15 protein-coding genes, 2 tRNA genes and 1 rRNA gene are annotated in these 16509 nt (G+C 37.4%); 4 read left to right on the plus strand and 14 right to left on the minus strand.

The genetic code is table 11. The features are described from left to right. Positions 1–67: 67 nt before the first annotated feature. Both NXS10_RS07870 and NXS10_RS07875 read right to left on the minus strand, forming a co-directional pair. Positions 68–904, minus strand: a complete 837-nt coding sequence (locus NXS10_RS07870) for a MetQ/NlpA family ABC transporter substrate-binding protein (RefSeq protein WP_259139283.1) — start codon at positions 902–904, stop codon at positions 68–70. Positions 905–1070: 166 nt separating this feature from the next. After that, positions 1071–1913 carry an amino acid ABC transporter substrate-binding protein gene (locus NXS10_RS07875; protein WP_259139284.1) on the minus strand — a complete coding sequence of 281 codons (843 nt, stop codon included), beginning with the start codon at positions 1911–1913 and terminating at the stop codon, positions 1071–1073. A 199-nt stretch (positions 1914–2112) separates the two neighbouring features. On the opposite strand from NXS10_RS07875, the gene NXS10_RS07880 reads away from it, so the two are divergent. From NXS10_RS07880 to brnQ, 3 genes are all read left to right on the plus strand, one after another. After that, positions 2113–3672, plus strand: coding sequence for an ABC transporter substrate-binding protein/permease (locus NXS10_RS07880; protein WP_259139285.1), 1560 nt, complete (start codon positions 2113–2115; stop codon positions 3670–3672). Further along, positions 3672–4412: an amino acid ABC transporter ATP-binding protein gene (locus tag NXS10_RS07885; RefSeq protein WP_259139286.1), complete on the plus strand. Its 741-nt coding sequence runs from the start codon at positions 3672–3674 to the stop codon at positions 4410–4412. Before NXS10_RS07880 ends, NXS10_RS07885 begins: the two co-directional genes overlap by 1 nt. 119 nt (positions 4413–4531) lie before the next feature. Continuing rightward, positions 4532–5908 (plus strand): branched-chain amino acid transport system II carrier protein, encoded by a 1377-nt coding sequence (brnQ, locus tag NXS10_RS07890; protein ID WP_259139287.1) that lies wholly within the window; start codon positions 4532–4534, stop codon positions 5906–5908. Positions 5909–5965: 57 nt separating this feature from the next. On the opposite strand, the gene NXS10_RS07895 is transcribed toward brnQ, so the two are convergent. The 9 genes from NXS10_RS07895 to NXS10_RS07935 form a co-directional block, all read right to left on the minus strand. Continuing rightward, positions 5966–6862 carry an SPFH domain-containing protein gene (locus tag NXS10_RS07895; protein WP_259139288.1) on the minus strand — a complete coding sequence of 299 codons (897 nt, stop codon included), beginning with the start codon at positions 6860–6862 and terminating at the stop codon, positions 5966–5968. A 59-nt stretch (positions 6863–6921) separates the two neighbouring features. Continuing rightward, complete coding sequence (ilvA, locus tag NXS10_RS07900) at positions 6922–8172, minus strand: threonine ammonia-lyase IlvA (protein ID WP_259139290.1); 1251 nt, start codon at positions 8170–8172, stop codon at positions 6922–6924. Positions 8173–8256: 84 nt separating this feature from the next. Next, the gene (gene ilvC / locus NXS10_RS07905) at positions 8257–9279 is read right to left on the minus strand and encodes a ketol-acid reductoisomerase (protein ID WP_259139291.1); all 1023 of its coding nucleotides are present in this window, start codon (positions 9277–9279) and stop codon (positions 8257–8259) included. 46 nt (positions 9280–9325) lie between these two features. Beyond that, complete coding sequence (ilvN, locus tag NXS10_RS07910; protein WP_259139293.1) at positions 9326–9808, minus strand: acetolactate synthase small subunit; 483 nt, start codon at positions 9806–9808, stop codon at positions 9326–9328. After that, positions 9801–11504 carry an acetolactate synthase large subunit gene (locus NXS10_RS07915; RefSeq protein ID WP_259139295.1) on the minus strand — a complete coding sequence of 568 codons (1704 nt, stop codon included), beginning with the start codon at positions 11502–11504 and terminating at the stop codon, positions 9801–9803. Before NXS10_RS07915 ends, ilvN begins: the two co-directional genes overlap by 8 nt. 289 nt (positions 11505–11793) lie before the next feature. Further along, positions 11794–13458 (minus strand): DAK2 domain-containing protein, encoded by a 1665-nt coding sequence (gene fakA / locus NXS10_RS07920; RefSeq protein WP_259139296.1) that lies wholly within the window; start codon positions 13456–13458, stop codon positions 11794–11796. Further along, on the minus strand, positions 13458–13823 hold the full coding sequence (locus NXS10_RS07925; RefSeq protein WP_259139297.1) for an Asp23/Gls24 family envelope stress response protein: 366 nt from the start codon (positions 13821–13823) through the stop codon (positions 13458–13460). The genes fakA and NXS10_RS07925 overlap by 1 nt, the downstream gene beginning before the upstream one ends. Positions 13824–13942: 119 nt before the next feature. Further along, positions 13943–14131 (minus strand): 50S ribosomal protein L28, encoded by a 189-nt coding sequence (gene rpmB, locus NXS10_RS07930; protein ID WP_259139299.1) that lies wholly within the window; start codon positions 14129–14131, stop codon positions 13943–13945. A 435-nt stretch (positions 14132–14566) separates the two neighbouring features. After that, positions 14567–14639: transfer RNA gene (locus NXS10_RS07935), tRNA-Thr, on the minus strand. 232 nt (positions 14640–14871) lie between these two features. Between NXS10_RS07935 and NXS10_RS07940 the strand changes: the two genes are divergently transcribed. Then, a complete protein-coding gene (locus NXS10_RS07940) occupies positions 14872–15753 on the plus strand; it encodes a class II fructose-bisphosphate aldolase (protein WP_259139300.1) in 882 nt (293 codons plus the stop codon). A 170-nt stretch (positions 15754–15923) separates the two neighbouring features. Here the strand turns inward: NXS10_RS07940 and NXS10_RS07945 are convergent, their stop codons facing one another. The 3 genes from NXS10_RS07945 to rrf all read right to left on the minus strand — a co-directional run bounded on the left by NXS10_RS07945 (position 15924) and on the right by rrf (position 16498). Continuing rightward, complete coding sequence (locus tag NXS10_RS07945; RefSeq protein WP_259139301.1) at positions 15924–16151, minus strand: hypothetical protein; 228 nt, start codon at positions 16149–16151, stop codon at positions 15924–15926. A gap of 152 nt (positions 16152–16303) precedes the next feature. Then, positions 16304–16377: transfer RNA gene (locus NXS10_RS07950), tRNA-Asn, on the minus strand. Positions 16378–16382: 5 nt separating this feature from the next. Continuing rightward, positions 16383–16498: ribosomal RNA gene (rrf, locus tag NXS10_RS07955) — 5S ribosomal RNA — on the minus strand. Between the last annotated feature and the right edge of the window lie 11 nt (positions 16499–16509).

Below are 16509 nucleotides of genomic sequence, written 5' to 3' on the forward strand. Positions count from 1 at the left end.
AATCGATGTAAAGAAGTTGAAACCACAGTCTCAACTTCTTCTATTTATAGTGTATAACAAATCATTCTTACCATTGTGGAATATCTGATGAAGTATCTTTGATTACTTTTTTCACTTCATCTGTATGATAAGCAGCGATAATCGCTTTAATAGCAGCTGCATTCTTTTGTTTTTTCCAGTTTTTACGTGCTGCAATGAGATTAACCCATTGTTTAGAGTTTTTATCTGACTTTTCAACGAAGATAGCATCATTTGTTGTCAGACCCGCTTGCTCAACATAAGTGTTATTAATAACCGCTGCATCAACATCTTTTAGGGAGCGAGCAGTTTGGCTAGCATCCAATTCTTTGATGTTTATGTTTTTAGGATTCTTAGCGATATTAGCAGTTGTTGCAATTTTTGTTCCTGAAACATTTAGCTTAATCAATCCTGCTGACTGCAAGAGATAAAGCGCACGACTTTCATTGGTTGCATCATTTGGAACAGAGATAGTAGCATTTTTAGGGATATCTTTTACCTTTTTCACTTTATCTGAGTACAAACGGATTGGAGCGAGATAGGTGTCTGCAATAGCTACCAAATTTTGCTTGTTTTCTTTATTCCAGTTTTTCAAGAAATTATAGTGTTGGAAAGCGTTGATATCAACATCTTTATTAGCTACTGCTTCATTTGGCTGTGTGTAGTCGGTAAACTCTGTAAACTCAATGTTTGCTTTATCACCAACAAGCTCTTTGATTTTATCCCAACGTGCTTTTTCAGTATCGGAGAAAGTCATGACACCTACTTTAACCGTCTTACTACTTGATTTACTAGCAGCCGATGCACTGTGTGTGGTATAAGCAGCTAATGATAATGCCGCCGCTGTCACTAGGGCAATTTTTGTGATAATTTTATTAAACTTCATAGGGATTCCTCTTTTCTCTCTTCTTGATATGCGCTTATTATCGCATAGATTATTTCATCTTTCAAATTGTTATTTCAAAGAGTTTGATATAGTTAAAAACTATACCTAGCTTGTTCTATTCTATAAAAACACCTCAAAAATCACTTATGAGATGTTTTTTTATAGCTTAACTTGCTGATGGAATTTTCAACTCATCAGCGCTTGGCGCATAGTCACCACCTAAATATTCTTTAGAGAGTTTAGTGAGTGTACCATCTTTTTGAAGTTCTTTCAAACGTTTATTAACAAAAGTTTGTAAATCTTTTTGATCTTTGCCAAAAATAAAGTAGATATATGGTTTTTCATCCGATGGCAATTCAATAGTTTTGAGATTTGTCAATCCTTGCTCTTTAATAATTGAGTTTACAGATGGCGCATCAAAAATCTTGAAGTCGTATTTACCACTGTTTAGGTTTCCAAGAATCTGGCTGATGGTTTCTTCTGTATAGTTAATTTTGACTGGGTCACTGCTGTGATCTTTGTTAAAGTTCTCCAACTGTGTTGCTGTTGAAGTTCCTTGAACAACTTGCGTTGAATGCCCTGCAATGTCATCATAGGACTTGATATTGCTATTTTTTGGCACAACTAGAACTGCTGGTGTTGAAGCAGTCGGCGTTGAGAAGAGGTACTTACTTGCACGCTCTGTTGAAAAGCTGATGTTATTACCTCCTATTTGATATTTACCAGCATCGATACCTGTAAAGACAGAAGACCATTCGGTTTTCTTAAAGGTTACAGAGTATTTATCCGAACCCTTAAAGACAGCTTTTGCAACCTCAACGTCGTATCCTGTTAATTTGCCACTATTTTCGTATGAGAATGGCTTTGTCGTACCAACAGTTGCAAAGGTAACTTCTGTTTTACTTTTGCTAGTAGATGAACTACTATCAGACTTTGAGCTACAAGCTGCTAAAAACGCTCCAGCAACTAGTGTCAGACCTGCAATACCCAATAATTTCTTCATTTTCATGAGATTATCTCCTTTTTCTGAAATTGATATGCTTATATGATAGCATGTTTGCGCCTATAACACTAATATAAAATTACTATCATAGTGATAATAAATAGTTATCACTTCTATTTTACCCCTTTGCTCTCAATGCTCTATTGCCTTTTACGGTATTTTCTTATAAAATAGAGGTTGTATTTTATTTTACAGGAGTTATGTCATGAAGAAACTTTTTATAAGTATCACAGCAGCTCTTTTTCTTCTCTTTTTTGGGGTATCGACAGCTCAAGCTAACGACTACCTCCGTGTAGGAATGGAAGCGGCTTATGCACCTTTTAACTGGACACAAAATGATAACAGTAATGGCGCTGTCAAGATTGAAGGGACCAATCAATACGCTAACGGTTACGATGTGCAAATTGCTAAAAAAATCGCTAGCGCTCTTAATAAGAAAGTCCTAGTTGTCAAAACCAAATGGGAGGGGTTAGTTCCTGCCCTTACTTCTGGTAAGATTGATATGATTATCGCTGGAATGAGTCCTACCGAGGAACGTAAAAAAGAAATTGCTTTCTCAAATGCTTACTATATCTCAAAGCCTACTTTAGTGGTCAATAGCAAAGGCAAATATGCTAACGCTACTAAACTAAGTGATTTTAAAGGAGCCAAGGTATCTGCTCAACAAGGTGTTTACCTCTACAATCTCATCTCCCAAATCAACGGTGTGCAAAAAGAAGTTGCTATGGGAGATTTCACACAGCTACGCCAAGCAGTCGAATCTGGTGTCATTGACGCTTATGTCTCTGAACGTCCAGATGCCTTATCAGCACAAAATGCTAATCCTAATCTCAAGATGATTACGCTCAAAGATGGCTTTAAAACATCTGAGTCTGATACAAACATTGCGGTTGGACTCCGTAAAAATGATCCAATCATCACAGAGGTCAATAAAGTGCTTGATGATATATCAAAAAAAGAACAAGTTAGTCTGATGGATAATATGATTTCACATCAGCCGGCAACTAATACAGACAATGAAAAATCCTCTTTCTTTAAACAAGTCATCACGATTTTTAAAGAAAATTGGCAACAATTTCTACGAGGAACAGGAATCACCTTACTCATCTCTATCATTGGGACAGTCGTTGGGCTTTTAATCGGACTTTTAATCGGAGTCTATCGTACTGCTCCTATCGCAACTAATAAAATCCTTGCTGTTCTTCAAAAAGCTTTTGGTTGGCTACTTAATATCTACATTGAAATTTTCCGAGGAACACCAATGATTGTTCAAGCTATGGTTATCTACTACGGAACAGCTCAAGCTTTTGGTATCTCGATTAATCGAACTTTAGCTGCAATTTTCATCGTCTCTATCAATACAGGTGCTTATATGAGTGAAATTGTTCGTGGTGGTATTTTCGCTGTTGATAAAGGACAATTTGAAGCCGCTAATGCTCTTGGATTTACCCATAATCAGACCATGCGTAAAATCGTCCTACCGCAAGTCATTCGTAATATCCTACCAGCCACTGGCAATGAGTTTGTTATCAACATAAAGGATACCTCTGTTTTAAATGTTATCTCCGTTGTCGAGCTCTATTTCTCTGGAAATACCGTAGCAACACAAACCTACCAGTACTTCCAAACTTTCTTTATCATAGCTGTCATCTACTTCGTCTTAACCTTTACAGTAACTCGCATCCTTCGCTATATTGAACATCGTTTTGACTCAGATGATTATACAACCGGTGCAAACCAAATGCAAACAAAGGTGGTACACTAATGACACAAACAATTCTTGAGATTAAACATCTAAAAAAATCTTTTGGAGCAAATGAAGTTTTAAAGGACATTTCTCTATCTGTCAATAAAGGCGAGGTCATCTCCATTATCGGTTCGTCTGGTTCAGGAAAATCAACCTTTTTACGTTCTATCAATCTCTTAGAACAACCAACAGCTGGTGATATTCTTTTTCATGGTCAGAATGTCTTAGAAAAAGGGTACGATTTGACCTCTTATCGTGAAAAACTAGGTATGGTGTTCCAATCCTTTAATCTTTTTGAAAATCTCAACGTTCTTGATAATGCTATCGTCGCTCAAACCACTGTCCTAAAGCGTAGTTACGAGGTAGCAAAAGAGATTGCTCAAAATAATCTTAATACTGTCGGTATGACCGAGCAATATTGGAAAGCCAAACCCAAACAACTATCTGGTGGGCAAAAACAACGTGTCGCCATCGCACGCGCTCTATCTGTTAATCCAGAAGCTATGCTCTTTGATGAACCAACTTCTGCTCTGGATCCTGAAATGGTTGGTGAAGTACTCAAAACAATGAAAGAACTTGCCCAATCAGGACTTACAATGATTATTGTAACACATGAAATGGAGTTTGCACGCGAGGTTTCTGACCGTGTCATTTTCATGGATAAAGGGGTTATTGCCGAACAAGGTACACCCCAACAACTCTTTGAAAATCCACATGAAAAACGTACCAAAGAATTCTTAAAACGCTTCTTAAGCTAATTCAAAAAAGAGGAGGGCAACAATTCGCCACTCTTTTTTACTTTTTTTAAGATTATTGACAAGTTTACACAAGCTTGATTATAATAATGACATACCATCGTACATCTTTAGGAGGTTATATGAAACGTAAATCAACTTACTGGATTGTTGGTCTTATGCTATTTGCACTCTTTTTTGGAGCTGCTAATCTTATCTACCCAGCACTCCTTGGTATTTACTCAGGTAAAAACCTTTGGCAATCCATCTTAGGTTTTATCATCACAGGTGTCACCTTACCATTACTAGGTGTCGTCGCTGTCGCTTATTCTGGTAAACATGATATTGAAAGTATTACCCAACCAGCTTCAAAAGCTTACGCACGTTTTTTTGCTATCGCTCTCTACCTATCTATCGGACCTTTCTTTGCAATTCCTAGAACAGGAGCAACTTCCTATTCTGTAGGAATTGCGCCTATCTTTGGAAACGGTTTGACTATTAAAATTATCTATGGACTCTTTTTCTTTGGATTATCCTATATTTTAGCCATTCGCCCTAGTAAAATTGCCGATCGTATTGGTAAATATTTGACACCTACACTACTACTTATCCTTGCCATATTAATTATTGCCTCCTTCATCTCTCCAGCAGGACACCTCGGTCAAGCATATAATGCTAGCGCTAATGTCAGTGATAGTTTTCAGAAGTTTCCCTTTGTCGCTGGACTAATACAAGGTTATGGAACTATGGATGCCCTTGCAGCACTGGCTTTTGCGATTTTAGTTATCAAATCAGCCCAAGGCTACGGAGCGAAAACACCTAAAGATATCGCACAGCTAACTTTAAAATCTGGTATAATAGCTGCTCTTTTATTGGCATCTATCTATATCTTCATTGCACGTATAGGTGCAACCTCTCAGTCTCTCTTTACGTTCTCAAATGGAGCTTTCCAACTCCATAGCACACCTATCGATGGTGGAAATGTCCTCAGCCAATCAGCTGCTTACTACATGAGAAGTATCGGTCGATCTATCTTAGCTATGGCTATTTTCCTAGCTTGCCTAACAACCTCAACAGGGCTTATCACTGCCTGTGCTGAATATTTTCACAAAACTTTTCCAAAACTCTCTCACATCACATGGGCCACTCTCTTTACTCTTATTGCAACCGTTTTTTATTTCGGTGGATTATCGGAGTTAATAAAATGGTCACTTCCTGTCCTCTATCTTCTTTACCCGTTGACTATGGTGATTATTATTCTAGTTTTCTTAAAACCTTTTATAGCAGAAAGTCAACTGGTCTATAAAACGACAATAACCTTTACAGCTATGCCAGCTCTTTACGACGCCATTAGCACTCTAGCAAGTCAAACACAACTCTTTACTATTCCCAAATCTATATCTCATTTCTTTACTCATATCGTACCTCTTGGTAATTACAATATGGGCTATATCTGCTTTGCCTTGATAGGTTTTGCCATTAGTTTTAGTCTTTATAAAATCTCACCTCAAAAATCTTAATACTTCCTTTAAGAAAGACCAAAAAAATCCGTATCAGATTTGATACGGATTTTTATACTAAGATTTGACTTTTAGAGCAGATAAAACTTGAGTTCGAATATCTTCGACACCTTCTGGATTGTTAGGCAAGAAAATAGCCTGATTACCACTATTAGCAAAATTATTCAGTGTATCCAAATATTGATTCGTTAATAAAATTGCCATAATTTGTTCTTCTGCTAAAGTAACATTTGCTTCTTTTAACTCCTGAATGGACTCTGCTAAACCATCAACAATAGCCTTACGTTGCTGAGCTATCCCCACACCATGCAATCGATCTTTTTCAGCTTCTGCCTCAGCTGCAGTGACAATCTTAATTTTATCTGCTTCTGCAAGTTCTTGTGCAGCAACACGTTTACGTTGAGCAGCATTAATTTCATTCATTGATTGCTTAACATCAGCATCTGGCTCTACTTTCGTAATCAGAGTTTTAACAATGATATATCCATATGTTGACATTTCTTCAGCTACTTGATGTTGCACTTCAAGAGCTATCTCATCTTTTTTCTCAAACAACTCATCAAGTGTAAGCTTTGGCACAGATGAACGTAGCGCATCCTCAATATAAGACTTGATTTGAGCTTCAGGTTTCATCAATTTATAGTAAGCATCAGTGACATTTTCCTCGTTAACACGGTACTGAGTTGCTATATTTAGCGTCACAAAAACATTATCCTTAGTCTTAGTTTCAACAACAATCTCACTTTGCAACAGCCGCAATTGTACACGAGCAGCAACCTTATCGATTCCTAAAGGTAAACGTAAATGAATACCACTTGAAGCTGTCTGATGATATTTCCCAAAGCGCTCAACAATAGCGACTGATTGCTGCCTGACAACATACAAACTACCTGTCACCACACTTAAAGCTATCACTATCAAAAAACATAAAATAAACAGTGTTACGATAATCATAGACCTCTCCTCTCAAACTTTTTTATGTGATAAAATCGCTATCAATCAAGACAGAATTCTCAAACAAGCATGTTGTAAAGACTTTCATTCCCATGTAAATTGATATAATTTGGATCAAACTGTCTTAAACGGTCTAATAAACCAGCGTAATCATCTTTATTATCTAGCGTAATACCTATCAAAACAGGTCCTTTACCTTTGTTGGCACGTTTGATGTACTCAAAACGTGTAATATCATCTTTTGGTCCTAAAATATCATTTACAAATTCTCTAAGAGCTCCTGGACGTTGTGGAAAATTCACAACAAAGTAATGTTTAACACCATCATAAATAAGCGCACGCTCTTCCATCTCTTGCATGCGGTTGATGTCGTTGTTGCCACCTGAGATAATGCAAACAACAGTTTTCCCTTTAATATCTTCTTTCATCATCTCAAGCGCTGCAATTGAGGCTGCTCCTGCAGGTTCTGCAATGATTCCCTGTTTAGAGTACATATCGATCAGAGTTTCAGAAATCAAACCTTCATCAACACCAATAAGGCTATCCACATACTTTCTGGCCACTTCATAAGTATGTTGGCCAACTTTTTGAACGGCTATACCATCTGCAAATTTATCAATATTCTCCAATTTGACAGGATAACCTTTATCAAAAGCAGCTCGCATGCTACGAGCACCACTCGCTTCGACACCGATAACTTCAATTTCTGGTGACACATCCTTAATGTAGGTGGCAACGCCAGAAATTAAACCACCACCTCCTACAGGAACAAAAATTTGATCAAAAGAAACTCCCTCTTCTTGCGCTTGCTCATAAATCTCGTAGGCTACTGTTCCTTGACCTGCCTGAACATTATCATCATCAAAAGGATCGATAAATGTCATACCCTCTGCTTTTGTAAAATCCTGTGCTGCTTGAGCGGAAGCATCAAAGGTATCCCCCACCAATTGAATGCTGACAAAGGAACCTCCAAAAAACTGAACTTGTCCAATTTTTTGTTGCGGAGTTGTCACTGGCATAAAAATAGTTGCAGGAATTTGCATTTCATTACAAGTATAAGCTACACCCTGTGCATGATTTCCTGCACTTGCGCAGACAACACCTCGTTTTTTTTCATCATCTGATAACTGTGAAATAGCATAATAAGCCCCACGAATTTTAAAAGAGCGTACTTTTTGCATATTTTCGCGTTTTAAATAGATGGTTGCTCCATACTTTTCTGATAAATAGCGGTCAAAATCAAGTGGTGTCTTTTCAACAACTGATTTCAAAACCTTATAAGCTTCAACAATATTTTTAGCTGTTATCATTTTTCCCCTTTTTTAAATTTATCTATAGTCTATCTTATTTCTAAAAGAAAAGAGCCAGCAGGCTCTTTTCTACCAATCCGTAAATTAGTTATAAATCTTGAAAGCATCGTCATCATTTTGATTAACAAATGGCATTGCCTTACGCAATTCTGCCCCAATCTTTTCAATTTCAAGATTTTCAGCTTCCTTGCGGTAAGCTTTCAAACGTGGGAAACCGGCATCATGATCTTCAACAAACTCTTTTGCAAATTTTCCAGATTGAATATCTTTAAGAGCTGCCTTCATGTTTTCCTTAACTTCTGGTCCGATGATGCGTGGACCAGTCACAAAGTCTCCAAATTCAGCAGTATTCGAACATGATTGACGCATTTTCTTGAAACCACCTTCATAAATGAGATCAACAATCAATTTCATTTCATGAAGAACTTCAAAATAAGCTAATTGAGGTGCATAGCCTGCTTCGGTCAACACTTCAAAGCCCGCCTCAATCAAGTGAGTCAAACCACCCATAAGAACTGTTTGTTCACCAAAGAGATCTTCTTCAGTCTCTTCTTTGAAGCTTGTAGTCAAAAGACCAACACGAGCAGATCCGATTCCTTTAGCCCATGACATAGCAATTTCTTGTGCATGCCCAGTTGGATTTTGATAAACAGCATAAAGAGCTGGAACTCCAAAACCTTCTGTAAAAGTACGACGAACTAAATGACCTGGTCCCTTAGGAGCAACCATAAAGACATCAACATCTTCTGGAGCTTTGATATAACCAAAATGAATGTTAAAACCATGAGCAAAACCAATAGCATTACCAGCATCTAGATTTGGTGCAATTTCGTTAGCATAAATATCTTTTTGGATTTCATCTGGTGCCAAAACCATGATGATGTCAGCTAGTTTAGTTGCCTCTCCTACTTCATAAACATCAAAGCCATCTTCCTTAGCTTTATCAAATGATTTCCCATGACGCACACCGATGATAACATCATAACCTGAATCACGTAAGTTTTGCGCATGAGCATGTCCTTGTGAACCATACCCAATAACAGCAATTTTCTTACCGTCAAGAGCTGCTACTTTTACATCATTTTCATATTCCATTTTTACTGTCATTTTCTATTCTCTTTTCTAAATTATTTTATACTAAATTGAAAGATTTTTAGGAAAAATCTCTTGAAAAACCAGTTGCACCTGTTCGTGCAATATTTTGAATCCCATATGGTCGAATAACACGCAACAGAGCTTTAATTTTCTCACTATCACCAGACATCTGAACGGTAATCGATTTAGGGGCGACATCAACTACACTTGCTCTAAAAGGCTGTATGATTGCTAATATCTCCGCTCGCTTAGCTGGTGGAGCAGAGAGTTTCACGAGAAGAACCTCACGCTCCAGATGAGGGATATCCGTAATATCTCGCACACGGACAACATCAATCAGTCGATTGAGTTGTTTGATGATAAGCTCTGACTCTTTCAAAGTTTCGACATCAATAATAATAGTAATGCGAGAAATTTCAGGTTCATCTGTATGCCCAACTGAAATTGACTCAATATTGACCTGACGTCGCGACAGAACACCAGTGAAACGATTGAGGACGCCCGTCGAATTTTTGAGCTTTGCGGTTAACATTCTACGCATTAAACACCACCCCCAACATCTCACTGTTACTCTTTCCTGTAGGAACCATAGGATAAACATGCTCACGATTTGAGATGTTCACCTCAATGAGCATTGGTCGATTTTCAGTAATCACTTCCAAATCTTTTTCTAAAGTGTTTGGATTAGAAAACTTATAATGCGCAATACCATAAGCTTCCGCTAATAGTTGAAAATTAGGTTCATCATCAAAAGTTGACTCACTACGATGTTCATCATAGAAAGACTCTTGCCACTGGCGCACCATTCCTAACGAATGGTTATTGATAAGTACCACCTTTATCGGAACACCATAACCATTTAAAATAGCTAATTCTTGATTGGTCATCTGAAAACCACCATCACCGACAAACAGGATAACCTCTTTATCTGGATTAGCTAGCTTTGCTCCAATAGCTGCTGGAATACCAAATCCCATCGTTCCAAGGCCACCAGAAGTGATAAGCTGACGTTCGTTTTTAAAAGGATAAAACTGGGCTGTCCACATCTGATGTTGCCCAACATCTGTCACAACGATGGCATCTCCATCAGTCAGTTTTCCGATAGTCTCTACAACATGCTGTGGCTTGATAATACTCTCATCAAACTTATAGCTAAATGGTGCTCTCGCTTTATTATCCAACACTTTTTTTGTCCAGATACTAAAATTCGTCTCAACCGTGTCAGCCTCTAGCAAAATCTGCAAAGCTCTCTTGGCATCTCCAACAATCGGAATCTGTGTAGAAACAACTTTCCCAATTTCGGCTGGATCAATATCAATATGAGCAACAACCGCTTTTTTAGCAAAAGTCGCAGGATTACCTGTCAGGCGATCAGCAAAGCGAGAACCAAAGTTAATCATAAAATCACACTGAGACAGAGCCATATTGGAAGCATAAGAACCATGCATTCCTCCCATACCAAGCGACAGAGGATGCTCTATTGGCATAACACCCAAACTTAATAATGTTGATACAACAGGAATCTGATAACGCTCGGCAAATGCAACTAATTCATTAGCACCCTTAGCGTAATTGACACCACCACCAGCAATAATCAACGGTTTTTTAGACTTTTCAAGTTGTTCCAATATTTTCTTAACTTGTAGACCATTTGGTTCGACAGTAGGTTGATAACTAGGAAGATGAACAGCCGAATCATAATAAAAATCTGTCTCAGTTTCTGAGATATCTTTTGGGACATCAATAACAACAGGACCAGGTCTTCCGGTTGTTGCTATATGAACCGCTTCTATTATAATTCGAGGAATATCCGCTACATCACGCACTTGATAATTATACTTGGTGATTGGCATCGTTATTCCGATAATATCCGCCTCTTGAAAGGCATCCTTACCAATACCACCTGTTCCAACTTGTCCTGTAAATATCAACATTGGAACACTATCGCTCATACCATCTGCTATACCTGTAATAGCATTTGTTGCTCCAGGTCCACTGGTGACTATCGCCACACCTAATTGCCCAGTTGATTTTGCAAAACCTTCTGCTGCATGGAGGGCTCCTTGCTCGTGTCTTGCTAAAATATGACGAATACCATCAAAGTTGTAAATAGCATCATATAAAGGTAATACCGCACCGCCAGGGTACCCAAAAATAGTCTCAACACCTAGACTTAACAAAGTTTCAAGAATGAGTTCTGAACCTTTTTTACGCTTTTCTAGTTTGAGCTTTTTCACAAGTTCCTCCTTTAACATTTTCTTATCCGAATTTTCTAAAAATTCAAAGTCCTATATGTCATTGTAACACTTTATTTAAAAAATTCAAGTCCCACAAGCTATTTAAAAAATTTTTTATAAAACTTCTACCAACTCCTTAAAGATATCTCTACAAAAACTTAAAGATTTATCTAATTAGCACACTTTAAATAGTAACATTTTTACGACAATTGTCAACAATTATCTGAAAATTTTGTAAGCTATTTAAAAAATGACACTCATTCTTTAAGCAGAACAAATGTCATATATATTATTCAACGCTCATCAAATAAGGATAGACTGGCTGTTTACCATTGTGAATTTCAACCTCTACATCTCCATAAATATCTTCTAATTCATCAGCCAATGTTTCGGCAAGAGCAAAATCTCCATCTTCACCAACAAAAATAGTAATGATTTCACTATCTTCATCAATCATTTGAGCAAATGTCTCTTTTAATGTTTGTTTGATATCTGGTTTAGAAACGACGATTTTTCCGTCTACCATACCAAGATAATCATTTTTATGAATAGCTAAACCATCAATAGTCGTATCACGAACCGCTAAGGTAATGCTTCCACTAACAACTTCAGAAAGACTTGATGACATTGCTTTTTTATTTTCCTCTAAAGTCTTAGTGGTATCGAAAGCCAATAACGACGTTAAACCTTGTGGAGCTGTTCGTGTTTCAATGACTGCTACGGACTTGGCAACAACTTGAGCAGCACTCTGAGCAGCCATAAATATATTTTTGTTGTTTGGTAAGATAATAACATTTTTAGCATTAACAGACTCAATAGCTTTAACTATATCTTCTGTTGATGGATTCATTGTCTGACCGCCTGAGATGATATAATCAGCTCCTTGTGCTTTAAAAATGTCTGCCAAACCATCACCTGCAACAACTGCAATAATACCAAACTCTTTTTGCTCTTGGTTTGTTTCTGCAACATATTCTTTTTTCACTTGTGCTTCATGCTGATTACGCATATTATCTACTTTAATTTTAACAAGCGAACCATATTTAAGACCTTCTTGAAGTACCAAACCTGGATCTTCCGTATGCACATGGACTTTGACAATCTCATCATCATTGACAACTAAAAGAGAATCTCCCAAATTGCTCAAATATCCCTGAAATTCGTCGTAATTAAACTCTTTGACATAAGTAGGACCTTGTTTAAGAGAAACCATAATTTCAGTACAATAGCCATAGGTAATATCATCAGTCGCCACATGACTAGCAACAGATTTATGATGTTCTGCGTTAATCATCTCACTCATTGTGGCAGGAGTAGCTCTGAATTCCTCAGATGAAATATATTCGCCAGTCAAAGATGCTAGAAATCCTTCATAAATAAAAACTAAACCTTGTCCGCCAGAATCAACAACACCAACTTCTTTTAGCACAGGCAACATTTCTGGTGTCTTTATCAAGGCATTTTTAGCACCTTCTAGGGCTGCACGCATGACCTCAACAGCATCATCCGTCTCTTCCGCTCGTTTCAGCGCCGCAATAGCTGCACCGCGTGAAACTGTCAAAATTGTCCCTTCAACAGGCTTCATAACAGCTTTATAGGCAACTTCTACCCCAGCTTGAAAAGCATGAGCCAATTCAATACCGTCAAGTTCTTTTTTATCTTTGATACTTTGGCTAAAGCCACGAAAAAGTTGTGAAGTAATGACACCAGAGTTCCCTCTAGCACCCATCAATAGACCTTTCGCTAGAATTTGTCCAACCTCACCAACAGTTACAGCCGGCTTATCTGAAACTTCCTTAGCTCCATTACCCATTGTCATACTCATATTCGTTCCCGTATCACCATCTGGAACAGGAAAAACATTGAGAGAATTCACGTATTCTGCTTGACTTGCAAGTCTGGTACTCCCTGACTGAACCATTTCTTGGAATAAACTTGTTGTAATCTTTGACACTAACCTTCTCCTACGACTTTGATATTTTGCACATAGACAGTAACTAAATCAACACTTAGACCCAATTGTTGTTCTAAACTAAACTTGACACGCTCCTGAATGTTTTTAGAAACTTCGCTAATCTTAACACCATAACTCATTACTGTGTAAACATCAACGGTAATACCCACTTCTGTTGATTTGACAACCACACCTTTAGCAAAGTTTTCACGACGTAGTAAAGCTTGAAAATTATCCTTAAAAGCGCTCTTGCTAGCCATACCTACAACACCAAATATCTCAGTTGCAGCACCACCAACAACCGTAGCGATTACATCATCAGATAGCTCAATTTGCCCATCTTTTGTATTAATTTTTACAGTCATATTATTACCTCAAAAGTTTCTATCGCTTTATTTTACCATAGTTTAAGTCACTTGTAAAAACTTAGATGTGAGAACTAAGTATAGCTAGCAATCAAAAAAGCTCCAAAGGAGCTTTCGCATTAAACACGCTCAACTTTACCTGATTTAAGTGCGCGAGCTGAAACCCAAACTTTTTTAGGTTTCCCATCAATAAGCACTGTAACTTTTTGGAGGTTAGGTTTAACGCTACGTTTTGTTTTATTCATCGCATGTGAACGGTTGTTTCCTGAAACCGTCTTACGACCTGTAAAATAGCAAACTTTAGCCATGATTCTCCTTCCCTTTTGATTTATTACGGATGTGCTAGCACCACACACATTCATTATAACATAGACCATCCATTGTTGCAATACTTATAACTCAAAAAGGTTACTAAAGGACAAAACATTTCGCAACAACATTAGAAGTTTGAGAAAATCAAAGAATAGGATAAGCTATAAGCTAGAACATTCTTAATCTCTCCTGGATGTTTAAAAAGTCCGATAAATTTTTATATCACTACGTCTATCTATTTTTAACAAATCCTGTAAACTGTACGTAACAACAAAATAAAAAATACTAGTCACTAAACTAATACTCTTTACTTCACCGCCTTATCGCTAATTAACATATAAACCCTTCTAAGCTATACCTTTACAAAAAATACAACACTCTCTATTACAACACTTTTTGCTATTTAAAATATGCTTATGAGCATTAACTTATGCCGATTGCAGGATTCGAACCTGTGACCTACGCGTTACGAGTGCGTTGCTCTACCAGCTGAGCTAAATCGGCTCCTTTTTTCTTAGTTATTTTATCATAAATAACATAATACCGTCAAGTTATACTTATCAAGATTTTAATAAGACAGTTATTTACGAGTATAGATTGCAACACTTCTTTAGAAAAATTAAAATAATACAAAAAATCCTTAAATAACAAAAAGACTAGAATTTTTTTTAAATTGTGATATAATTTACTGTGTAAGAGGGAAAATTTCCCCAAAAAATAATTAGGAGGCCTTAAAATGGCAATCGTTTCAGCGGAAAAATTTGTTCAAGCTGCTCGTGATAACGGCTACGCAGTTGGTGGATTTAACACAAACAACCTTGAATGGACTCAAGCAATTTTGCGTGCTGCAGAAGCTAAAAAAGCTCCTGTACTTATCCAAACTTCAATGGGAGCTGCTAAATACATGGGTGGATACAAACTTTGTAAAACGCTTATTGAAAACTTAGTAGAATCAATGGGAATCACTGTTCCTATTGCCATTCACCTTGATCACGGTCATTTTGAAGATGCATTGGAATGTATTGAAGTAGGTTATACTTCTGTTATGTTTGATGGTTCACACCTTCCAATTGAGGAAAATCTTGAAAAAGCTAAAATTGTTGTTGAAAAGGCACATGCTAAAGGTGTTTCTGTCGAAGCCGAAGTTGGTACTATCGGTGGTGAAGAAGACGGAATTATCGGTGACGGTGAATTGGCACCAATTGAAGATGCTAAAGCAATGGTTGCTACTGGTGTAGACTTCTTGGCTGCAGGAATTGGAAACATCCACGGTCCTTATCCTGCAAACTGGAAAGGTCTTCACCTCGATCACCTTGAAAAATTAGTTGCGGCTGTTCCTAACTTCCCAATTGTCTTACACGGAGGTTCTGGTATACCAGACGATCAAATTCAAGCAGCTATTAAACTTGGTGTTGCTAAGGTTAACGTCAATACAGAGTGCCAAATTGCATTTGCCAACGCTACACGTCAATTTGTTCGTGACTACGATGCTAACGAAGCAGAATACGATAAGAAAAAACTCTTCGACCCTCGTAAATTCTTAAAACCAGGATTTGAAGCTATCACTACAGCAGTTGAAGAACGTATCGATGTTTTCGGTTCAGCTAACAAAGCCTAATATCTATAAAAGACAATAAAAAGATACCCTAAGGATTTAGGGTATCTTTTTATACCTTAAATTATAAAATGAAATCTGATACAACGACACACATCATTATCTTCCTAGACTAAACTGATAGGCTTCTCAAACAGTCATCTAATATTCATACACTAACAACATTCAAACTTTTAAAGGTTATCTTGATTACTCTCCTTAACATTGAGAGCCCACATATAATGACGATAAAAGGTTTCCCTCTCCTCTAACAACTCTGGATGTTGCTGCATTAAACGATAAAATAACAACCTGCTCTCCCACATAATCTTCTCCCTTCTTTTCTCATCATATCCCATCTGTAGCTGATAAATAAAAGGTTTGACAATGAGAAACAGATATTCAAAATCTAAGTTCTTCATGAAGGACTCCTTGGCTTTCTTTGATAACTCTATTATAATACGTATCTCTAAAAAGGAACATGACAAAAATGTCATGTTCCTTTTTAAAAAAATAGTGTAAAGCTATAAGCAAAAATAAAAGAGAGACAATAATCTCCCTACTCACTAATAAACTCCGCCAGTAGGACTCGAACCTACGACATCATGATTAACAGTCATGCGCTACTACCAGCTGAGCTATGGCGGATAAAAGCCAAGCGACTACCCTATCTAACAGGGGGCAACCCCCAACTACTTCAGGCGTGCTAGGACTTAACTGCTGTGTTCGGCATGGGTACAGGTGTATCTCCTAGGCTATCGTCACTTAACTGCTGAATAG

Origin of the sequence: Streptococcus sciuri (assembly GCF_024814375.1) — a bacterium.
GTDB classification, from domain to species: Bacteria; Bacillota; Bacilli; order Lactobacillales; family Streptococcaceae; genus Streptococcus; species Streptococcus sciuri.